The sequence below is a fragment of the Streptomyces sp. NPDC060205 genome (assembly GCF_042728395.1).
In the GTDB taxonomy this organism is placed as follows: Bacteria; Actinomycetota; Actinomycetes; order Streptomycetales; family Streptomycetaceae; genus Streptomyces.
Genome location: NZ_JBHWZP010000176.1, coordinates 1 through 19496, shown reverse-complemented (window position 1 = coordinate 19496; position 19496 = coordinate 1). Strand labels below are relative to the sequence as shown.

Genomic DNA, 19496 nt, shown 5'->3' with positions numbered 1-19496 from the left:
CCTGAGATGACCTCGACAGACACACCTCCAGGGCTCGCCGTGGCTCCCGCGGGGCCGTCGGCGCGGCGGCCCGCCAAAGGACCCCGGCTCGTCGAACGCGAGGTCCCGGGTGCCGTGTGGACACTGGGGGGATTCGCACTCGCAGTCGGCCTCTGGTGGCTGGTCGCGGTCTCCGGGCTCCTCCCGTCCGGCTCGGTGCCATCGCCGCCGAGCGTGGCCGAGGACCTGATCGAGAATTTCTCGTTCTACCTCACCAATGCCGCCCCCACCCTCGTGACGGCGCTTGAGGGCTTCGCGATCGCTGTTGTCATCAGCCTCGTGTTCGGTGCTGCCGGATCGTTGACCGGGCTTCTTGAACGCTCGGTCTCGCGCGTCGCTCTTGCGGTCTACTGCCTGCCGCTGCCGGCACTTCTTCCGTTGATTTCGAGCCTTGCGGGCGCGGGCCAGCCTACGAGGATCACGATGGCGGTCCTGTTCTCGTTCTTCCCGATGCTCATCGGGGTGATCGCGGGTCTTCGTGCGACACCGGCGGACATCGCCGCGATCGTGCATTGCGCGGGGGGTGGCCGTCTGCACATCCTCCGCAAGGTCGGACTCAGGGCTGCGCTTCCGAACATCGTGGCCGGCATGCGTATCGCCGGCCCGGGCGCGTTCCTGGGAGCGCTCGTGGCCGAGTTCAGCGGCGCCGACGACGGCCTGGGCGTGGTGCTCGTGGTCAGCCAGCAGAAGCTGCAGACCGCGCAGACCTGGGGCGTCGCCATCGTCGCCACCGTGATCGGCGGGCTCCTTTATGTGGCGATCACGGCGATGGGCCGCTGGCTGCACGTGGACCCCGTCGAGTCCCAATCCTCGTTCGGAGCGGTGCCCGGCGCCGGCCTTCTGCAGCGTGTGGCCGAGTTCCTCACGCCAGCCGTCGCGCTGATCGTGATCTGGGTCGCGATCATCCAGTTCGGGGGTGTGAGTCCCCTCGTGTTCAAGTCCCCACTCGATGTGCTGGACTACCTGATCGGCAATCCGGCTGCGGCTGCGCACCGCAGCGCGCTGACGACGGACTGGCTGATCACCATGCGCGACATGGGCATGATCTTCGGAGTCGGCATGGCCGCAGCGATCATCGCCGGATGCGTCCTGGTGAGCTTTCCCGCCCTGCTGCGCCTGGGTCTTCCGCTGCTCCTCGCATCGCAGTGCGTTCCGCAGATCGCCTTCATCCCGCTCCTGGTCGCCATCTGCGGTCGAGGAACCGCGTTCATCATCGTCACGGGGCTTCTGGTGGTCTTCTTCCCAGCGATGATAGTCATCGTCACAGCGCTGGAGGAACGATCGCGATCCACCCTTGACCTGGTCAGCGTCTACGGCGGTGGCCGCTGGGCGACCCTCCGGTTCGTCAGGATCCCCGGAGCCGTTCCAGGAATCCTCAACGCCGCGCGGATCAGCATCCCGCTCGCCCTTTTCGGCGCGGTCGTCGCCGAGTGGCTCGTCACCGGGAACGGGATCTCGGAGGCCATGACGACCGCCACGACAACCTTCGACTACACCCGGCTCTGGGCAGACGTGGTCGTCGTGACCGTGACCGTGATCGTGCTCTACGAGGTCGTCGCCGTCCTCCACGAACGTGCGCGCCGGCGGTTCTCAATCTGACGACACCCGGGCGCCCGGCGCCTCCCACACCCGCCCGGCCGCCCTTCGGCCCGTAAGCCGAGGCATCGCTAAGGAGACGTTACACAATGGTCCGTTTCATCGGCCCCGACAACGACGCGTACGTCGCGAGCGTCACGAAGCACATCGAAGAGTACGAGGAACTCACCGGCGAGAGCGTGACGTTGGAGATCATCCCCGAGACGGATTACGTGACGAACAGCCTCGACGCGCTGCGCGGCCGACTTCGCGGTGAGTCCGCGCCGGATGTGTTCGTGTCGGGACCCGTCTCGATGTGGAAGCTCGCGGGTGAGGGCATAGTCGAACCACTCGACGCGTACCTCGACAAGTGCGGCGACGACTACCGGCCGGAGGACTTCCTGCCGTCCTTGCTGGCTGCCAACCGCTGGTCGGGGGTGCGGGGGGACGCCCTCGGAACAGGTCCCCTGCTGGAGATCCCGGTCAACTGGGAGACGTACAACCTGGCGTACCTGCCGGATGTGCTGGAGCGAGCGGGTCTCAGCGAGCCGCCGTCGACGTGGGAGGAGTACTTCGCCGCGGCGGCGCGGATCGCGGAGAGCGTGCCCGGCGTCCGCGGTTTCGCCCAGCGCGGCACCGATACCTGGCACACCATGTACACCGGCTACGCGACCCAGGTCTGGTCGTACGGTGCGACCGACTTCGACGACGCGGGCCGCAGCGCACTCGCCAGTCCGGCGATGCTCGCGGCGACCCGTGACTTCCTTTCTGCGGCGCATGTGTCGGGGCCGACACGGTTCCCCGGCGGGCACTGGCTCGACGTCGCCCGCGACTTCGCGGCGGGCCGGTACGGCATGATCGTGGACTCGGACCACTACGTCGCCTTCTTCGAGGGAGCCGACTCGGCCGTTCGCGGGCGGGTCGCCTACACCAGGCCGCCGCTGGGGCCCGGTGGAGGGCGAGAGGCGAACGTGTGGACGTGGTCGCTCGCGATGAACAGCGCCTCTAACGACAAGACTGGCGCGTGGAGGTTCATCGAGTGGGCCAGCTCGCCGGCTTTTCTCGCCCGGGCGGCGCTGGAGGGCAACATGAACCCGACCCGACAGAGCACGTGGGACGACGACGCGTTCCGTGCCGCGGCCTCCGGGTGGAACGGCTTCGGTGACAACAGCCTGGAGATTCTCCGGACGACCGCCCGAGTGCTGCCGACTCCCATGCCGGAGTACCTCGATGTCGCGAGCATGTGGTCGGCGGCCATCGTGGAGGCGTACAGGCAGCCGGATGGCCTGGAACGTGTCTTCAGTGAGACCGCGAGCCGCATCGATCGGTTCCTGGGCGGGGATCGGACGAACGCGTCGTGAGAGTCGGTGTGGTGGGCGCGGGCCGGCACGCGAACAGCGCCCTCTACCCGTCGATCCTTGAGGCCGGTCTTGATCCCGTCGCGGTCTGTGCCCGGACGCCCGAGCACGCCGCAAGCACTGCCCGCCGGTGGGGCGCCGATGCCCACCACACCTCGGTGGAGGACATGCTCGCGGCCGGCGGTCTCGACGGGGTAGTGGTCGCCGTCCCGCCGAGCGCTTACCGGCCGATCCTCGCCCGATGCATCGAGGCTCGGATCCCGGTCTTCTGTGAGAAGCCTGGCGGGCGATCCGCGGCGGAACTCCAGGAACTTGCCGGCCTCGCCGCCCGGGCACAGACCGAGGTCGTCGTCGGATACATGAAGCGGTTCGCGCCGGCGTATCAAAGAGCCCGGGAGGTGATCAGCTCCGACGAGTTCGGCTCACCCACTCTGGCGCACTTCACGTTCGCGATGGGGCGTGTCGACGAGTACCTCGCCGATCTTCATCACTATCTGATCGACAACCCGGTGCACATGATCGACCTGGCACGGTACCTGGTGGGAGAGATCGACGAGATCTCCGCGGTCCTCAACGTCGTGCCAGCTGTCGGTCTCAGTGTGAGTGTCGTCGCCCGGGCGGAGGGAGGTGCGGCGTGCTCGTTCGACTTCTGCACCACCGCCTCCTTCGCACACCGGGGTGAGTTCGTCGAGGTCTACGGACAGGGAGACGCAGTCCAGGTCGACAACGTCGACACCTGCACGTACCGTCCCGTCGACGGTCCGGCGGAGGTCCGGCGTCCCAACTACACCCTGCCGACGCCGTCGAACTCCGGTTGGACCGTGATGGGATTCGTCCCTGCCCTGCAGCATTTCCGCGATGTCGTGGCGGGCCTCGCCGACAACCGGTCCGATCTGGCGAGCGCCGCGCGGACGCTCGAAACCACCGAAGCCGTCTGGCATCGGCTGGAGCCGGCCTGGTCGGCACTACGTGTCGAGTGACGGCATTCGCGCGCTCAGCCGGCCGATGCTGCGCTAGGGGACTGTAAGACGTTCGGTATCTTCCCTTCACGTCGGCGGCCTCCGGGGCCAAGCCAGCCGTCTACAACGTTCGGTGTAACTCCCGATCATGGAAGATGCATTGACGACCGAGGGCGGGCTGCTGCAGCAACTCGCCAAGAGACTGCTGGAGTCCGCCCTGGAACGTCGTCGGTGGACTGTCCGGGATCACCGTCTCCGCAACGACCTACGCAGCTTCGTGGTCGACCACCTCGATACCGACGACGTCGTCCCGGTCGTCATCGATCATGGGAAGAACCGTCCTAGGCTCCCCAGAACTCATCAGCTTAGAGTGGTGCGGATGCCTCCAGATGTTCACTCGCTCGGCAGCCTGCTGCGGACATGGCGAGAACGCCTCCACCCAACCGATGTCGGCTTGGAGTCGTTCGGCCTTCGACGCACAAAGGGACTGCGCCGCGAGGAGCTCGCGGCGCTGGCGGGGATTAGCGCGGACTACGTCGTGCGCCTGGAACAGGGACGCTCGCTAACGCCGTCTGCACAGGTCGTTGCCTCGCTGGCGCGCGCCCTTCAACTCGATCGCACCGAGACCGAGTTGCTGCACCGGGCCGCCGGCTTGACGCCACAGGGTCCCGGCAAGGTCTCGCGCCATATTCCGCCGGGGGTCCAGCGCATGATCACCCGCATGGCGGACCTTCCGCTAGCGGTCTTCGCCGCTGACTGGACGCTCTTGACGTCAACACCTCTGTCGTCCGCATTGTTCGGAACTCCTCCTCCAACGAAAGTCCCGGGGCAGAACCTCATCGTCCAGACCTTCGTGGAAGAAACCACAGCGGAGGCAGCAACTCCGCACGGTGGCGCGGAAGCATTTGAACGAGCCCTCGTCGCGGACCTCCGACGCTCAGCCTCGTGGCTCGGCGATGACCCCGGATTCCGATCCCTCATCACCAACGTCCGTGCGCTAAGCCCGCAATTCCGCAAACTCTGGGACGAAGGCCGGGCCTCGGCACACCAAAGTCTCGTCAAGACTGTCCACCACTCATTGGTCGGAGACGTCACGCTCGACTGCGACGTGATGACCATTCCTGACTCCGACATCAAGCTCGTCGTCTTCACCGCACCTGTCGGCAGCACCGACGCCGAAAGACTCGACTTCCTGCGCGTCGGGGTGGTGCGCACACTCAACCCGGATCCGCCGGCTTGAAGCCTGTTCTAGGCGGATGTGGCACCTGGATGAGGGGCTGCGGGGCCGGGGCCTGCTGGGCGAGTGGCGCATCCCGGCGAAGTCGTCACTGTTTCGGGCCCGCCAGCGGCTGGGTCCGGAGCCGCTGCGGGTGCTGTTCGCGACGACCGCGAAACCGATGGGCACCGAGGCGGCCCCGGGCTGCTTCCGGCGCGGGTTGCGGCTGCTGGTGGTGGACGCCACCTGCTGAGACGTGGCGGACAGCCCGGCGAACGAAGCTGCCTTCAGCTGTGGCCCGCGTCGTCCTCGACAGCAAACCCCAATGGGGTCCTGCAACAGATCTGGCACATCTGCTGGTCCACCAAGCGCTGCGCGAGTTGATCGTGAGAAGCGCCGTCTGCACCCGCTTCCGCCGTTACGCGCTGGCCGGCGTGTTCTCCCGTGGCCTTCAGCAGATCCAGGCTCATGCGGACGCGGCAGGCGACATCGACTGACTCGTCCAAATCCACTCCACCATTGCGACAGCCGCGGCCTGCCCCACAACGCGGTCCGCCGCGGAGGACCGCCACCGATGTTCGACCGGCAAATCTACCGCCAACGCAACGTCGCCGAACGCTGCTTCAACCGGCCCAAAGGCTTCCGCGGAATCGCCACCCGATACGAGAAGACCGCCGCCTCCCACGAAGCAGCGGTCGCTCTCGCGCGATTGAAGCCGTGCCGTTCTACGGCATTACGTCCGAGCATATGGCGCCTCGGCAGCGGTCGCTCTGCTTCGCCGCGGTGGGTAGGAAAATCTCTCTCTGGCTGCCGTCTCAGGAAGCCGTGCAGGATGAGGTGTCCCTTTAAGGAAAGGAAGCCATCATGACCAACTCAAAGAGCGGGTACATCACCGTGCTCTGGGAAGCCCGAGCGAAGGCCGGCAAGGAAGCCGAGATGAGGGCATTTGTCGCAGCTGCCGTCAGCCCCTCGCGCAACGACTTCGGCAATATCGACTACGACGCACACGAGGTTGAGGGAGAGCCTGGCACGATCATCATCTACGAGCGATGGGTGAGCCGCCAAGCTCTCGACGAGCACCTGAACGCCCCTCGAATGAAGGAACTGGGACCCCAGCTCCTGGAAGTGATGGAGGGGACGATGGAGGAAGCCAAGTTCCGCATCCTTGAGCCCATCCGCCCGGAACGGTAAGCCCATCGATACTGTCAAGCCCCGGGTTTCGTGGTCGTGGAGATTACGTTAGTTGATGACCTTGTTGACGTGATGTCACGCGGGGCTGACAAGCCTTGGCTCTCGCAGTAGGCCGTTCATATGAGGCCGAGTTATTCGCCGTCGGGCACGACAATGCCTCCGTCGCTGGGCAACTACACGTCAGCGTGCGGTCGGTACAGCGGTGGCACCAGGTGTCGGCGTACACATGAACATGGTCCTGGCAAGATATTCGTGAAGTGGGCGTGTGCCACCGTGCACCGGTGATGCTCCGTCACGGGAAGCGGGACCCTCAGCGAGTGTGTGACGCCCTCGTACGGATGATGTCTCCGGACCTGGATGTGGTCGGGTGGTGCGGGTGTGGTCGGCTGCGGGCGTTGCGATGTGACCGCTGGTGGCCGCCCGGTGCTGATTATTCTGACGGTGCGGCGGTTGTTCTGTGACGGACTGAGCTGTGGCCGGCGGACGTTTGCCGAGCAGGTGAAAGGGCTGACCGCGCGCTGTGAGCGCCGCAGTCCGATCCTGCATCATCTGGTGGAGATGGTCGGCGTAGCGTTCGTCGGCCATGGCGGGGTCCGGTTCCTGCACATCGTGAAGGCGCCCCTGTCGCGGACCGGTGTGCTGTTCGATCTGATGCGCATGCGGTCGCAATCGGCATCGCCACCGCGAGTGCCGGGCGTGACACGGCAACGGTCTGCACCAGGACGCTCGACGCCCGCGACGCCGGCCCACTGCCGGACAGATCCGAAACTCCAGAGTCGAAGGGGCCGGCGTCCAGGCCCAAGCTGACTGAGGCACTGTGCGAGGTGCTCGACATAGAGCAGCCCTGTGACCTGCGGGTTCCCGTCTGTCTCACGGTCGTGTCACTTCTCGTGGCTGCAGGACGGGTGCCTCTCGTCCCGCAGCCATGCGAATCAGCCCCGCCTTCGTGGGCCTCCGTGATTCAAAGCGTCTTGATGGCGCCACCGTCGATGATGTGGTCGGCCCCAGTGATATTGCCTGCGACGTCGGAGAGAAGGAACGCGATCAAGGCCGCCACTTCTTCGGGTTCGGTAACGCGGCCGGTAGTGATGTCGAATGCTTCCGGGATCTGCTGAAGGAACGCGGCATGCTCCGCCCCGGCTCCGGCTGCCACCTTGCTACCGAATCCCTCAGGGTCCTCCCACAGGGAAGTGCGGACCACTCCGGGAGAGACGGTGTTCACGCGCACCCCCTGGGGCCCGAACTCCTCAGCCAGGGACTTGCCGAGTGCCGTCAGGGCCGCCTTGGCCGCACTGTAGGCGACCGGGCCGGCGGCGGGCAGCCGTGAGTTGATGGACGAGACGTTGATGATCGACCCACGGCGCTCGATCAGGCTCGGGAGAGCCGCGCGGGCGGCACGGACGGCACTGAGCAGGTTGAGGTCGAGGATGCGGGTCCACTGGGTGTCGTCGGTGTCGAGGAAGCCGATGGGCTCCACGTCGTCCCCGGCTCCGACGTTGTTCACCAGTAGGTCGATGCCACCCAGCTCGGTGAGGGCGCTGTCCATGAGAGTGGCGACGCCTTCGGCGGTGCTCAGGTCGGCCGACACCGTGTAGGCGCCGGTTTCCTTCAACTCGGGCGTGATGGTGCGGGCGGCGCCGACGACGCGAACGCCTTCGGCCGTGAGAGTCCGGACGGTGGCGAGCCCGATGCCCCGGCTGGCACCGGTGACGACGGCCGTCTTGGCGGTCAGGTTGAGGTACATGACACTCCAGTTCTTGAACTCGAAGTACAAAATTTGGGCAGCGGTCACTCCCAAGTGGAGCGAGTGCTGCGGTGCGGATCAGAGAGAGTCGACCGTCGCGTCGATCACTCGGACAAGCCGATCAGGGCTTTCGGCAACGCGCGCCATGAGCCGCAGACCCACGACTGTGTTCAGCAGCAGGCTTCCCAGGGCTGCTGGGTCACGTTCCGGTGCGATCTCTCCGGAGCGTTGTCCCTCTTCGATCAACGCACGGAAGGCGTCCTCGGTCCGGGCGAACATGCGCTGGACAAGTTCGGTTGCCACCTGGTCCGTGCCGGCGAGTTCTGCCGCCGTGTTCACGGCCATGCATCCCCGACGGTCCGGGTCGGCGAGGTCCATCTCGGCAAGGAGCCCCAGCGTCTTGCGCAGACGCGCCTTGACCGGCCCAGGCTCCTGCAACATCTCGATGAGAGCAGTGGCCTGGCCGTCGCGATAGCAGCGAAGCGCCCGCTCGAACAAGTCGTGTTTACTACCGAAGGTGTTGTAGAGGCTGCCCTTGCCGATGCCAAGCGCATCGACGAGATCCTGCGGCGTGGTCCCGGCATACCCCTTCCGCCAGAACACGTCCATGGCATGCTCAACGGCGACATCCGGATCGAACTGCTTCGGCCTTCCCACCATCCGAACACTAGCACCGTTCTTGACCTTGAAGTCAAGAAGAGGAGTTCCGCCGACATTCTGGGGCGCGACTTGAGGTGGAGCGCCGGGCTCGACGCCGAGATCGTGGTGAGGACCCCGTCATGTCCGGCCGCGTGGACTTGGTACTGACCGGCCCCTCCTGCCCGCCAGGCATTGACGACCGGTTCGATCAATGCCCAGCGGGCGTCGGACACGTCAATGCGGTTCGGACGACGAACACTCACGTTTCATCCGACGACCGCCAACAGCACCGGTCACAAAACCATCCCAGGACACCAACTGCCTGGAATCAGAGACATCGCTGAGCGACTCACCCGGTGGGCGCAGGGCCGTACAACTGTGCCGGGTCGCCGGCCAGGGCCGCCTTCACGAAACGGCTGGGGTCGTCGACCAGCACTTCGAGAGAGTTGTTCTGCACGCCGTCGAGACTGGCGCGTGCGACGTCGACGGGATCGATCTTAGGGGCGTCGCTGCCCGCCATCATGTCGGTGTCCGCTGACCCTAGGTGGACGCCCTGGACCAGGGTCTTCTGTCCGGCGAGCTCGACGCGTACGCCGTTGGTCATGTTCCACTCGGCGGCTTTGGCGACGGAGTAGGAGCCCGAACCCTCGGGGGTGGCGACCCATGACAGTACGGAGAGGACGTTCACGATCGCTCCCCCGCCGTGGGCGGCCAGCACCGGAGCGAAGGCGCGTATGACACGGAGGGTGCCGAAGAGGTGCGTCTCCAGTTCCCGCCGGACGCCGTCCAGGTCGTCGGTCAGCAGGTTGGCTCCCGTGGCGATGCCAGCGTTGTTGACCAGCAGGGTCACATCCTGCGCGATGGCGGCTGCATCTCTGATCGACTTCTCGTCGAGAAGGTCCAGGTACAGCGGACTCACCCGGGGGTCGGACGCGGTGATCGTCCCAGGGTTGCGGGCCGCCGCGTAAACCCTCTCGACCCCGCGGGCCAACAGTTCGTCGACGAAGCACCGGCCGATGCCCCGGTTGGCTCCGGTCACGAGCGCGGTGGAACCAGCGATTTCCATGATCATCCTTTCGTCGGGGGGAGGTCTGCGATCACTCCCGCCCCTTCGCGCCTACGCTAGAACTTGACGTCAACGTCAAAGGCAAATCGGACACCGCAGAGCTAGGGGTGAGTCACGGTGCGTATCGGAGAGCTGGCCGACAGGGCCTGCGTCAGTACGCGCGCTTTGCGCTACTACGAGGAGCAGGGCCTGCTGCATTCCTCCCGCACGGCAGGAGGACAGCGCGTCTACCCGCAGTCGGCGGAGGACCGTGTACGGCTGATCCGCGAGCTCTACACAGCCGGGCTCGCCAGCCGCGTGATCGCCACACTTCTGCCGGCCATCGATGCACGCCACGTCGGCCCCGAGTTGCTGGCATGCTTGATTGAAGAACGCGCCCGTACGACGGCGAAGGTCGCCGAGTTGCAGGCGGCGGGCCAACGCCTTGACGCCTTGATCGCCCTCGCCACAGCCCCGGACACCGACTCGTGCCCGGCCACACTCGAAGAAGCAGCCGCGACAAGTCCCGTCCCGTAGACGCCTTTCGCGCGGACCCTCGACCCGCATCATCGTGGACCGCCCCGCCGACGACGGCGTGTATCTCGCCCACGTCGAGTGCGCCGCGAACCGTCGGGCGTGCGGGTGGCACCGAGGACGTCGACCGGCTCACCGGCGCTGGGCGCGCCGGGATCCCACGAGGCCGCCCAGGTGGTCCGTAAGACCCGCCGAGGTGTCTGCAGATTCGGGCCTGGCTGTGTGGTCGCCGAATTCCTCAGTCAAGTCCACGTCACGGCCGCTGCACCGCCCACGTCCCCGACGGTCGGCCCCGCGGTCAGCCACGCTCCCCTGCGGCCGATCCAGCCGCTGAGACCCGCAGCGCCCGCCTTGCCGCGCGAGTCCGCCGCCTCGAACACCGACTCGGCGAAGTGTTGGGCGGGCAAGTCTGACGCGAGTGCGGTGCCCCTCACCCGTGCGGCACTTCCGACCGGGGCCTTGGCCGACGTCTGGGAGCGGGCGGCAGGTCGGGAAGCGAGTGGCCCGGTCACCAAGCCAAACCGCGGCCTGGTGGGGGTCAGGCGGTGGGGTCGGGACCGAGAGCGATATCGAGAAGGGTGCCGAGCTGGTCGAGCTGGTCGGGGGTCAGGGCACTGAACGAGGTCGCGGTGACGGCATCGATCGCGGTCTGCCCCTCGGCCAGCAGGCGTGCGCCTTCCTCGGTGAGCCGTTGGCGGACCGCGCGCCCGGGGCCCGGCACCCGTTCGATCAGACCGCGCTCGGCCATGCGGGCGGCCAGCGACCCGAAGGACTGATCGGTCTGAAAGGTCAACACGGCCAGGTCGTGCATCGAGGCGTCGGGCTTGGCACGTAGGTGACGCAGGGTGTCCCACTGGACCAGCGACAGGCCGAGCGGCGCCAGCGCACGGCTGGCAGCCCGGTGGTGGCGGTACTGGAGGCGCTTGACGGCCAGGCCGACATCGGATGGCTGGTGCATGAGCCGAGTCTACTTCGCATCCAAGGTTGCTTAGTTAAGAGACTTGATCTAAGGTTCCTTATATAAGCAAGCTGACTTACCGAGGAGACAGAAGACGATGAGCACCCCCGTTCCGGCAGGTTCCCTCCGGCCCACCCGCACCTCCAGCCATACCTTCGTAGCCCCTGCCGGACCGGTCGAGATAACCGTCCAGCACCGCGACCGCAGCCGCCCCTTCCTGCTCTTGCACGGAGGCGGCGGCGTCCCCACCATGGCCGGCTTCGCCGACCTCCTCGCCGAGCGCGCCCACACCCCGGTGCTGCTGCCGACCCACCCAGGGTTCGGTGGCACCGCCAAGGCCGACGGCCTCACCGGCGTCACCGATCTGGCCCGCGCATACGTCGCACTGCTTGAGGAGCTGGACCTCACCGACGTCACCGTCGTCGGCAACTCCTTCGGCGGCTGGCTCGCCGCCGAGATCGCCCTGCAGCAAAGCCCCCGCGTCAGCGGCGCCGTCATCATCGACGGCATCGGCATCGAGGTGGACGGCCACCCCATCACCAACCTCGCCGGCATGACACCGCAGCAGATCAGCACCCACTCCTTCCACGACCCGCGCAAGGCACCCGTGCCGCCCGCAGGCCAGGCCGGGCCGAGCCCCGACCTCCAAGCCCTGATCGGCTACACGGGCCCCACGATGTCCGACCCGACGCTCGCCGGCCGACTGGCCGACCTCCACCTGCCCGTCCACGTCATCTGGGGCGAGAGCGACGGCATCGTCACCCCCGACTACGGCCGCGCCTACGCCGCCGCCATCCCCTACGCCGCTTTCACCCTGCTGCCCCGCACCGGCCACCTCCCGCAGGTGGAGACCCCCGAAGAACTCCTCGGCGCCATCCTCGACCTCGACCTCGGCGCCTGACCCACCCCGGCCATCGCTCCCCCTCCACGAGCAGGAGAAATCATGAACACCCCCCTCGCAGTGACCCGGATCGGGCACGCCTGCCAGCTGATCGAGATCGGCGAGACCCGGATCCTCACCGACCCCTGGTTCACCGAGACCGCCACCTACCATCCGGGCGAACAGCTCGCCACGACCGTCGCCGGCCTCGGCCGGATCGACGCCCTCGTCGTCAGCCACGAGCACTACGACCACTGCGACCTCGACGCCCTGATCAGCGGCGGCTTCGACCTCTCCGTGCCGCTGGTCGGCCCAGGCACCGTCGCCACCATCGCCCGTAGCAAGGGCTTCAGTGACGTCCGTGCCATCGAGGCATGGGAGTCGACGACCGTCGGCCCCCTGGTGGTGACCGCGACCCCGGGCGAGCACGGTGTCCACGAGGTGACCTTCGTCCTCCAGGCCGAAGGCCGCACCGTGTTCTTCGGCGGCGACTCGCTTCGCGTCCCCGAACTCGACACCATCCCCGACCGGATCGGCCCCGTCGACCTCACCATCCTGCCGACCAACGGCCTGTGCGTCCGCCCGGCCGGCATGCGGCAGTTCGTCATGGACGCCGAACAGGCCGCCGGCCTGACCGCGGCGCTGCGCCCCACCCTGGCGATCCCGCACCACTACTCCTTCACCAGCGGCCGCCTCGGTGATCAGATGATGACCAAGACCGACACCGACCCGCGCCACTACGCCGACGCCGTCGCCCGCCTCGCCCCCGACATCGAGGTCCGCATCGTCCTCACCGGCGAGCGCGTACAGGTCCCGTAAGCGCAGGCGAGCAACACATGCCGCAACTCGTCGGCCGGCCCGCCGACCGGCGAGCTGCGGCATGACCGTCGGCGTCCGTGCGCCGCCCGGCCACGAGGAACAGGCGTACGTCGCACAGCCAGGCGTGCAGCGGTACGCGAACGGCCGCTGCACAGGAACGAAGTCCTTATGTGGTGCGCTTCAACGGAATCGTCGCCGAGATCAAGGACCCCACCCCGCTCCGCGTCGACCGCTCGCGGATCCGGTCAGGACACCGCCGTGCGCTCAGCGAGGAAGGTGAGGACGGTGGAGTCGAAGCGCTCTGGTTCCTCCAGGGACGGCAGGTGACCCGAGTGCTCGAACACCTCCAGGCGGGCCGAGGGCAGCAGCCGGGCCATCCGCTCGGCCTCCGCCGGTGGGTTGAGGATGTCGTGGCGTCCGCTGATCAGCAGGGTCGGGATCTCAAGGGTGGCCAGGTCGGCTCGGAAGTCGAACCCGAGGACGGCATTGTTGGCGGCCTCGATCTGCTGCGGGCTCAGCGCGAGCCCGAGGCTGTACCGGGAGACGTACCAGTCACGCACCTGGTCGCGGACGGACGGCGGTGTCTCCGGCGCGAACAGGCGGTCGCTGAGCCACTGCTGCTGTTGTTCACGGGAGAGTCCCCGCAGTTCGTCGGCGCGTTCGGCGAGCACGCGCTCCGTGGAGGACGTGCGGCCGTGGGACGTGGCCACCACCAGGATCAACTCCCGTACGCGCTGCGGTACGGCGAGCGCCAGGGCCTGTGCCACGTAACTGCCCATCGAGCCGCCCAGCACGGCGGTCCGGGCGAGGCCCAGCTCGTCCAGCAGCGCGATCATGTCGTCGACGTGGTCGCGCAGCGAGAAGGCGGCAGGACGTGTGCTGCGCCCGTGGCCGCGCAGGTCGGGGGCAATGACCCGGTGAGAGTGGGCCAACGCCTCGATCTCGCGGCGCTGTGCAGAAGCGTCCACGCCGACGCCGTGGAGCATCAGCAGCGGCGCGCCCGAGCCGGCTTCCGTGACGTGCAGTTCGATCCCGTTGACGGACCGGACGTATGCAGACAGCTCGGGTGGGGCGGACGGGTCGGCAGCCATGATCGGACCACCTCGCTTTCTTTCGAGCGGATCAGGTTCTTTCGAGCGGATCAGGACAGCAGTCCGGGAGGCCGCCGCTCGCCTACGGGTGTACCGATGCGATGAAGGACGGGTCGGGAACGGGACGCCGGGCGGCCGTCGCTCAAATGGTGACGACGAGCTTGCCCAGGGTGTGCGTGCGGACCAGGTCGACACATGCCTGCGGGCCCTGGTCGAGGGTGTAGCGGCCGCCGATGGTCACGGGCAGCCGGCCATCCACCGCCAGTGCGCCGACCTCGCGCATGCCGCCGAACTCCCCACCCAGGTCGAGCAGGAAGCGCAGTTCCACGTCGTCGCGGCCGAGGACCTCCGGCGCGGGCGGCGGGAAGATGATCGTGATCAGGCGACCGCCGGGCCGAAGCGTCCGGGCGAGTGCGGCCAGCCGGTCATCGGGCAGCGTCAGGTTCAACGCGACGTCGATGTCCGCCGGGTACTCGCTCGCCGCGTAGCCGATGACCTCGCTCGCACCCAGCCCGCGCAGGACGTCGGCGTCCGCAGGGGTGCCCGTGGCGATCACGCGCGCCCCGGCGGCGGCGAGCAGCGGGACCACGGCGGTACCGACGCCACCGGTCGCGCCGACGACCAGGACGCTCTCGCCCTCCTTCACCTCGGCCGATCCGATCACCGACAGCGCGGTCAGGCCCGCGGTCGCCACGGCGGCGGCGTCCGGCGCGGACAGTCCCGCCGGGCGGTGCGCGATCAGCGGGGTGTCTGCCTCGAAGACCGCGTACTCGGCGAGCGAGCCCGTGCTCAGCGAGGGACGGGACGGGTCGGCCACCGCGCGCAGGGCGCGGGGAACGGCCTCGCCGAAGATCTCGTCACCCACCTTGAAGGCGGTGACGCCGGGACCGACCTCGCTCACCGTCCCGGCGAAGTCGTTGCCCGGTATGTGCGGGAACGGCAGATCCACGGCCGCACGGTACTCACCGTTGGGCAGCCGAATGTCGGTCGGGTTGAGCGAGGCGGCGGCGATCCGGACCTGGATCTGACCGGGCCCCGGTCGGGGTACCGGTACCTCCTGCACCGTGAACTGCTCGGGCGGTCCGTATGTGTGCGCGACGACGGCCTTCATGGACAGTGCTCCCCTACGTGAGTCTCCTGCACGACAACCGGACCGTGCGGTCCGGTTATGACCGGACCGTAACCCTAAACGGACTGGGCGGTCAACTTGCTAGTCTCTCCGTGTGACCTCCCCCCGACCGCTGCGCGCGGACGCCGCCAGAAACCGGAAGCTCGTGCTCGCCGCCGCGGCGGACGAGTTCGACGTGCGAGGACTGGATGTGTCGGTGTCCGACATCGCCCGCCGGGCCGGCGTCGGCAAGGGCACGGTCTTCCGGCATTTCGCGACCAAAGACGACCTCATCGCCGCGATCGTCCTCGACCGGATCGCCGTCCTCACCGAGACGGGTGGAGAACTGCTCGACGCACCCGACGCGGGAGCCGCGCTGCTTGAGTTCCTGTCCGCCGTGGCGCGCGAGATGCAGCACTTCGACCTGGTCTACCTACAGCGCGCCGCCGAACTCGACCCTGAGCTGTCCCAGGCCCAGGAGCGGCTGTTCCGTCACGTCCATGACCTGGTCGAGCGCGCGCGTTCGTACGGCGCGGTGCGCGCGGACGTCACCGGAGCGGATGTCGTGGCGCTGATGTGCGCGCCGAAGCACGCGGCGAGTTCCCTGCCGGACGCCCCGCCCGACCTCTGGCAGCGCTACCTCGCGATCATCTTCGACGGCCTGCGCCCCGCGGGAGCCCACCCGCTGCCCCAGCCGCCGCCCTCCTCCCCGTGAGGGGGTGCTTCTGTCTGCGAGAAGCGGGGCGGCATCGCCTTTGCACCGGGATCGACGCGGCCATCGAGCTTCTCCATGATCCGGCGGATCTCGAAGAAGGCGCCCGCGATTCGGTGATCAGTGGGCACCCGCTGGCCGTCGCCGTCATCGCCGGCGGGCACTGTCCGGGGCGTGCAAGCCGATAGGTGCGGTGACACCGTTCCACGCGTACAGGTACCCAGGATGATCGCACTGACCTGCAATGATTGAGTCCTAGGTACCTCGACGGTAGTCTGACGGCATGGCAGCACTCAACGTGGACTTCTCCGACGCGGAGCTCGAAGACCTCCGGGATGCAGCCCGGGAGCACGGCATGACGTTGAAGGCTTTCGTGAAAGCCTCAACGACCGACGCGATCGCCCATCAGCGAAGCCTGAAGGCAGCGGCAGCCGAGTTCCAGCGGGTCTTCGCGGACCCGTCGCTGGCCGACGCCATCGAGGCGGCAGGCATCGACGACGGCCCGGCGGCGAACACGACGGGCAGGGCCGCCTGAAGCAATGGCGCCCTCCTTGCACATCGACGTGCGCTGGCTCCTGCAGCAGCACGAGACGGCGCTTCCCGACCAGCCTCACATCAGTGACTTTTCAGCCCTCGTCGCGGCCGTGGCGCGCCATCGCGTCGACCCACCCCGCCTCGGCGTCGATCCGGATGCGTCCTGGCGTGCTGCGTCGCTGCTACACACCCTGCTGCTGCTCAAGCCCCTGCCGTCTCTCAACGTACGGTTTGCCTGCGCTGTGACCATCGCTTACATGCACGCAAGCGACGAGGGCCTCGACCTCCCCTACGGCGAGCTGGTCGAGCTCTGCAAGGACCTCTTGGCCGGCAAGGACACCGTCTTCGGCGCTGCCGACCGGATCCGTTCCTGGCGTGTATGACTCCCCCACCTAGAGCCTGCGCTGTCCGCCTGCTCGAAAAATACGGTCACGGTCAGGCCGTCGGAGCATTTCGGTGCCGGTGATCCGGGTAGTTCCGGCGGTACTTGGCGACAATACGATGCTGCCGGCAAGCGTCGAGGTCAGCGTTGGCGGCAACGGCGCCGAGCTTGCGGGCGGTTACAGCGCCCGCAAGCCGCGACCTCGAACGGCCGCCGTGATCAGGGGCGGTGCAGGCCGGTGAGGAGCAGGTCGAGGTAGCGCAGGCCGAGCATGGCTCGTTCGGTCGGGTCGAGGCTGCTTTGGATGTTCGCGGCGTAGGCGATGCCGCACATCAGAGGGGTCATATCCGACTCGGTGATGCTGGAATCGATGACTCCAGCCGCGTGCGCGCGGGCCAGCAGCTCAGCAAAGGCAGTGGCGAGCCGTCGTTTGCAGTCGCTGGTGTCCTCCAGGGCGTCGGTGGCTGCGGCAAACACCGGAGGGACCGCCAGGTCGGTGAGCAGGACTTCGATCCCCGCGGCGAGGAAGTCTCGCAACGCCGTCCACGGGTCGTCCTCAGCCAATGAGTGCTCGGCTCGCCGCAGCAGCGTCTCGATGGTCGGTAGCGCGACCGTCTCCAGCAGTGCTTCCGGTGTTGGAAAGTGCCGGTAGACGGTGGCCACGCCGATAGAGGCGGTCCGTGCCACATCGTTGAGCTGCAGGGGTCTGCCGTCATCGACGTACTGCCGGGCGATCTCGATGATGCGGTGCCTGTTCTGGACGGCGTCCTTGCGCAACGGCGGAGTGCTCATACCCCCACCATAACCAGATGACGTATCCGGTTGTGCTACGTTGAAACGGATGACTCATCCGTTTGCTGTTGGGTCCAGTACGAGGAGACACCGATGCCTTTCACCGTCGACGCCGTCCCGCACCTTCCCGCCGCCTTTGGCGACACTTTCACCAGCCGCACCGTGAAGGTGAACGGCGTCGAACTGCATGCGGCGGTCGGCGGGACCGGCCCGGCGCTGCTGCTGTTGCCGGGGTGGCCGCAGTTCTGGTACTGCTGGCGGCTGGTGATGCCCGCTCTCGCAGAGCACTTCACGGTCGTGGCTGCCGACATGCGCGGCATGGGTGCCAGCAGCAAGCCTGCCGGCGGGTACGACGCGGTCACGCTGGCCGATGACATGGCCGGCCTGATGACCTCCTTGGGCCACGACAGTTTCCAGGTCGCGGGCTACGACATGGGGATGATGGTCGGCTACGTGCTCGCTGCTCGCCATCGCGACCGGGTGACCAAGCTCGTGCTGGCCGAAGCCGTCCTCGCCGGATTCACCCCGATGCCTCCGCTGCTCATGCCTCCCGAAGTGAACGAGCTGGCATGGCACTTCGTCTTCAATCGCCTGGCCGAGATCAACGAGCGTATGGTGTCCGGCCGCGAGGAGATCTACTTCGGCTACCAGTTCGCCACCAAAGCCGCATCGCCCGATGCCATTCCTCAAACTGCGGTCGACATCTACGTCGATGCCCTGCGCGATCCCGCCGCGTTGCACGCGAGCTTCGAGTTCTACCGCGCGGGAGAGTCAGGGGACCAGGTGGTTGCGCTGGCCGCCGAGGGGCCGCTGGATATTCCGGTTCTGGCCATCGGGGGTGAACACGGCATGCGTGATGGCGTCGAGCAAGCGGTGCGGCAGGTTGCCCCGAACACCACAGGCGCCATCGCACCGGGTGCGGCGCATTTCGTACCGGAGGAAGCGCCCGAATGGATGGCCCACACTTTGATCGACTTCTTCGCCTGAAGGGAGGAAACGCCATGTCCAGCACCCTCACAGCCACCCGCAGCAGCGTCACTGTCGGCGAGGCCACCCGCACCTTCACTCTCGTCGGCACCGCAGCGCCGGGCGATGCCAGGCCGCTGATTCTTGTGTTCCACGGTTCCGGCCAGACCGGTGACAAACATCGCGCCTTCACCGGCGGCGTCTTCGACGCGCTCGCAGCCCGCGGCGCGCTGGTCGCGTACCTCGACGGCTATCGCGGCAACTGGAACGACGCCCGCCGCGAAAGCCGCTTCCCGGCCCGCCGAGCCGACATCGACGATATCGGCTTCACTCGCGCGGTCATCGCTACGTTCGCCTCGGACCGGCGCATCGACCCCAGTCATGTCTACGCGGTCGGTTACTCCAACGGCGGCCAGATGGTCATCCGTCTCGCCCATGAGACCCCCACCTTGCTGGCGGGCGCCACAGTGATCGCCGCAACCATGCCCGCACCGGAGAACTTCCTCGCCAGTCAGGCGCCCCGGGCTTCCATGCCGGTCATGTTGATCCACGGCACGAAGGACCCCATCGTGTCCTACCAGGGCGGCACCATGAACTGGGCCCTGCGCACCCTCTTCAAAGTAGGGGGCTCCAGCTGGTCAGCCACCCGCACGGCTCGCTACTTCGCCGAGCGCAACGGGATCACCACCGAACCCACAACTACACGCCTGCCGAAGAGAATCACGGCCGACCCCACCGAGGCCGAACGCACAATCTATGAGGCGGAAGGTGCCCCCTCGGTGGCCCTCTACACCATCCACCGCGGCGGCCACACCGTTCCCGGTGCTTCCTCCGCCCCTGCACTCATCGGCAGGACCAGCCACCAGTTCAACACAGCAGACATCATCACCGAGTTCTTCGGCCTCTAAAATGTCTGCGGACGCAAACGCGCGACCGCGTTCGGCCGACCAGCGG

23 protein-coding genes are annotated in these 19496 nt (G+C 67.4%); 16 read left to right on the top strand and 7 right to left on the bottom strand.

From position 1 onward, the window contains the following. The 8 genes from ACFWGJ_RS27195 to ACFWGJ_RS27160 form a co-directional block, all read left to right on the top strand. Positions 1–1638 (top strand): ABC transporter permease (locus tag ACFWGJ_RS27195; protein ID WP_387329484.1); only part of this gene is annotated, 1638 nt, incomplete at its 5' end. Between the two features lie 86 nt (positions 1639–1724). Next, the gene (locus tag ACFWGJ_RS27190) at positions 1725–2975 is read left to right on the top strand and encodes an ABC transporter substrate-binding protein (RefSeq protein WP_387329481.1); all 1251 of its coding nucleotides are present in this window, start codon (positions 1725–1727) and stop codon (positions 2973–2975) included. Continuing rightward, on the top strand, positions 2972–3952 hold the full coding sequence (locus ACFWGJ_RS27185) for a Gfo/Idh/MocA family protein (RefSeq protein ID WP_387329478.1): 981 nt from the start codon (positions 2972–2974) through the stop codon (positions 3950–3952). Before ACFWGJ_RS27190 ends, ACFWGJ_RS27185 begins: the two co-directional genes overlap by 4 nt. A 127-nt stretch (positions 3953–4079) precedes the next feature. Continuing rightward, positions 4080–5171, top strand: coding sequence for a helix-turn-helix transcriptional regulator (locus ACFWGJ_RS27180; protein WP_387329475.1), 1092 nt, complete (start codon positions 4080–4082; stop codon positions 5169–5171). 16 nt (positions 5172–5187) lie between these two features. Next, positions 5188–5400 carry a transposase domain-containing protein gene (locus ACFWGJ_RS27175; RefSeq protein WP_387329473.1) on the top strand — a complete coding sequence of 71 codons (213 nt, stop codon included), beginning with the start codon at positions 5188–5190 and terminating at the stop codon, positions 5398–5400. A 40-nt stretch (positions 5401–5440) separates the two neighbouring features. Beyond that, positions 5441–5644: a hypothetical protein gene (locus ACFWGJ_RS27170; RefSeq protein WP_387329470.1), complete on the top strand. Its 204-nt coding sequence runs from the start codon at positions 5441–5443 to the stop codon at positions 5642–5644. A 367-nt stretch (positions 5645–6011) separates the two neighbouring features. Continuing rightward, complete coding sequence (locus tag ACFWGJ_RS27165; protein WP_387329467.1) at positions 6012–6338, top strand: putative quinol monooxygenase; 327 nt, start codon at positions 6012–6014, stop codon at positions 6336–6338. Positions 6339–6761: 423 nt separating this feature from the next. Then, a complete protein-coding gene (locus ACFWGJ_RS27160; RefSeq protein ID WP_387329464.1) occupies positions 6762–7145 on the top strand; it encodes a hypothetical protein in 384 nt (127 codons plus the stop codon). Positions 7146–7299: 154 nt separating this feature from the next. Here the strand turns inward: ACFWGJ_RS27160 and ACFWGJ_RS27155 are convergent, their stop codons facing one another. From ACFWGJ_RS27155 to ACFWGJ_RS27145, 3 genes are all read right to left on the bottom strand, one after another. Then, the gene (locus ACFWGJ_RS27155) at positions 7300–8082 is read right to left on the bottom strand and encodes an oxidoreductase (protein ID WP_387329461.1); all 783 of its coding nucleotides are present in this window, start codon (positions 8080–8082) and stop codon (positions 7300–7302) included. Between the two features lie 78 nt (positions 8083–8160). Then, positions 8161–8739, bottom strand: a complete 579-nt coding sequence (locus ACFWGJ_RS27150) for a TetR/AcrR family transcriptional regulator (RefSeq protein ID WP_387329487.1) — start codon at positions 8737–8739, stop codon at positions 8161–8163. A 331-nt stretch (positions 8740–9070) separates the two neighbouring features. Continuing rightward, complete coding sequence (locus ACFWGJ_RS27145) at positions 9071–9787, bottom strand: SDR family oxidoreductase (RefSeq protein ID WP_387329458.1); 717 nt, start codon at positions 9785–9787, stop codon at positions 9071–9073. A 117-nt stretch (positions 9788–9904) separates the two neighbouring features. Between ACFWGJ_RS27145 and ACFWGJ_RS27140 the strand changes: the two genes are divergently transcribed. Continuing rightward, entirely contained in the window at positions 9905–10303 is a 399-nt protein-coding gene (locus tag ACFWGJ_RS27140; protein WP_387329455.1) for a MerR family transcriptional regulator, read from the top strand. 535 nt (positions 10304–10838) lie between these two features. Here the strand turns inward: ACFWGJ_RS27140 and ACFWGJ_RS27135 are convergent. Next, a complete protein-coding gene (locus tag ACFWGJ_RS27135; RefSeq protein ID WP_387329452.1) occupies positions 10839–11258 on the bottom strand; it encodes a MarR family winged helix-turn-helix transcriptional regulator in 420 nt (139 codons plus the stop codon). 97 nt (positions 11259–11355) lie between these two features. Between ACFWGJ_RS27135 and ACFWGJ_RS27130 the strand changes: the two genes are divergently transcribed. Next, positions 11356–12159 carry an alpha/beta fold hydrolase gene (locus ACFWGJ_RS27130; protein ID WP_387329449.1) on the top strand — a complete coding sequence of 268 codons (804 nt, stop codon included), beginning with the start codon at positions 11356–11358 and terminating at the stop codon, positions 12157–12159. Between the two features lie 42 nt (positions 12160–12201). Continuing rightward, complete coding sequence (locus ACFWGJ_RS27125) at positions 12202–12957, top strand: MBL fold metallo-hydrolase (protein ID WP_387329447.1); 756 nt, start codon at positions 12202–12204, stop codon at positions 12955–12957. 245 nt (positions 12958–13202) lie between these two features. Here ACFWGJ_RS27125 and ACFWGJ_RS27120 read toward each other — a convergent pair whose 3' ends face one another. Both ACFWGJ_RS27120 and ACFWGJ_RS27115 read right to left on the bottom strand, forming a co-directional pair. Next, the gene (locus tag ACFWGJ_RS27120) at positions 13203–14048 is read right to left on the bottom strand and encodes an alpha/beta fold hydrolase (RefSeq protein ID WP_387329444.1); all 846 of its coding nucleotides are present in this window, start codon (positions 14046–14048) and stop codon (positions 13203–13205) included. A gap of 142 nt (positions 14049–14190) precedes the next feature. Next, a complete protein-coding gene (locus ACFWGJ_RS27115; protein WP_387329442.1) occupies positions 14191–15159 on the bottom strand; it encodes an NADP-dependent oxidoreductase in 969 nt (322 codons plus the stop codon). A 112-nt stretch (positions 15160–15271) separates the two neighbouring features. On the opposite strand from ACFWGJ_RS27115, the gene ACFWGJ_RS27110 reads away from it, so the two are divergent. The 3 genes from ACFWGJ_RS27110 to ACFWGJ_RS27100 all read left to right on the top strand — a co-directional run bounded on the left by ACFWGJ_RS27110 (position 15272) and on the right by ACFWGJ_RS27100 (position 16785). Further along, on the top strand, positions 15272–15871 hold the full coding sequence (locus ACFWGJ_RS27110) for a TetR/AcrR family transcriptional regulator (RefSeq protein ID WP_387329439.1): 600 nt from the start codon (positions 15272–15274) through the stop codon (positions 15869–15871). Between the two features lie 280 nt (positions 15872–16151). After that, entirely contained in the window at positions 16152–16403 is a 252-nt protein-coding gene (locus ACFWGJ_RS27105; RefSeq protein ID WP_387329436.1) for a hypothetical protein, read from the top strand. Between the two features lie 4 nt (positions 16404–16407). Further along, on the top strand, positions 16408–16785 hold the full coding sequence (locus ACFWGJ_RS27100; protein ID WP_387329434.1) for a toxin Doc: 378 nt from the start codon (positions 16408–16410) through the stop codon (positions 16783–16785). Between the two features lie 218 nt (positions 16786–17003). Here ACFWGJ_RS27100 and ACFWGJ_RS27095 read toward each other — a convergent pair whose 3' ends face one another. After that, entirely contained in the window at positions 17004–17576 is a 573-nt protein-coding gene (locus ACFWGJ_RS27095; protein WP_387329431.1) for a TetR/AcrR family transcriptional regulator, read from the bottom strand. Between the two features lie 93 nt (positions 17577–17669). Here ACFWGJ_RS27095 and ACFWGJ_RS27090 point away from each other — a divergent pair, with 93 nt between their 5' ends. After that, a complete protein-coding gene (locus ACFWGJ_RS27090; protein WP_387329428.1) occupies positions 17670–18563 on the top strand; it encodes an alpha/beta fold hydrolase in 894 nt (297 codons plus the stop codon). Positions 18564–18577: 14 nt separating this feature from the next. Beyond that, positions 18578–19450 carry an alpha/beta hydrolase family esterase gene (locus ACFWGJ_RS27085; protein WP_387329425.1) on the top strand — a complete coding sequence of 291 codons (873 nt, stop codon included), beginning with the start codon at positions 18578–18580 and terminating at the stop codon, positions 19448–19450. Positions 19451–19496 lie beyond the last annotated feature (46 nt).

Excerpts from the sequence above, each read along its gene's own strand:
- ACFWGJ_RS27190 (WP_387329481.1), top strand. The coding sequence starts at position 1,725 with ATGGTCCGTTTCATCGGCCCCGACAACGACGCGTACGTCGCGAGCGTC.
- ACFWGJ_RS27180 (WP_387329475.1), top strand. The coding sequence starts at position 4,080 with ATGGAAGATGCATTGACGACCGAGGGCGGGCTGCTGCAGCAACTCGCC.
- ACFWGJ_RS27175 (WP_387329473.1), top strand. The coding sequence starts at position 5,188 with ATGTGGCACCTGGATGAGGGGCTGCGGGGCCGGGGCCTGCTGGGCGAG.
- ACFWGJ_RS27165 (WP_387329467.1), top strand. The coding sequence starts at position 6,012 with ATGACCAACTCAAAGAGCGGGTACATCACCGTGCTCTGGGAAGCCCGA.
- ACFWGJ_RS27155 (WP_387329461.1), bottom strand. The coding sequence starts at position 8,082 with ATGTACCTCAACCTGACCGCCAAGACGGCCGTCGTCACCGGTGCCAGC.
- ACFWGJ_RS27145 (WP_387329458.1), bottom strand. The coding sequence starts at position 9,787 with ATGGAAATCGCTGGTTCCACCGCGCTCGTGACCGGAGCCAACCGGGGC.
- ACFWGJ_RS27135 (WP_387329452.1), bottom strand. The coding sequence starts at position 11,258 with ATGCACCAGCCATCCGATGTCGGCCTGGCCGTCAAGCGCCTCCAGTAC.
- ACFWGJ_RS27130 (WP_387329449.1), top strand. The coding sequence starts at position 11,356 with ATGAGCACCCCCGTTCCGGCAGGTTCCCTCCGGCCCACCCGCACCTCC.
- ACFWGJ_RS27125 (WP_387329447.1), top strand. The coding sequence starts at position 12,202 with ATGAACACCCCCCTCGCAGTGACCCGGATCGGGCACGCCTGCCAGCTG.
- ACFWGJ_RS27120 (WP_387329444.1), bottom strand. The coding sequence starts at position 14,048 with ATGGCTGCCGACCCGTCCGCCCCACCCGAGCTGTCTGCATACGTCCGG.
- ACFWGJ_RS27115 (WP_387329442.1), bottom strand. The coding sequence starts at position 15,159 with ATGAAGGCCGTCGTCGCGCACACATACGGACCGCCCGAGCAGTTCACG.
- ACFWGJ_RS27105 (WP_387329436.1), top strand. The coding sequence starts at position 16,152 with ATGGCAGCACTCAACGTGGACTTCTCCGACGCGGAGCTCGAAGACCTC.
- ACFWGJ_RS27100 (WP_387329434.1), top strand. The coding sequence starts at position 16,408 with ATGGCGCCCTCCTTGCACATCGACGTGCGCTGGCTCCTGCAGCAGCAC.
- ACFWGJ_RS27095 (WP_387329431.1), bottom strand. The coding sequence starts at position 17,576 with ATGAGCACTCCGCCGTTGCGCAAGGACGCCGTCCAGAACAGGCACCGC.
- ACFWGJ_RS27090 (WP_387329428.1), top strand. The coding sequence starts at position 17,670 with ATGCCTTTCACCGTCGACGCCGTCCCGCACCTTCCCGCCGCCTTTGGC.
- ACFWGJ_RS27085 (WP_387329425.1), top strand. The coding sequence starts at position 18,578 with ATGTCCAGCACCCTCACAGCCACCCGCAGCAGCGTCACTGTCGGCGAG.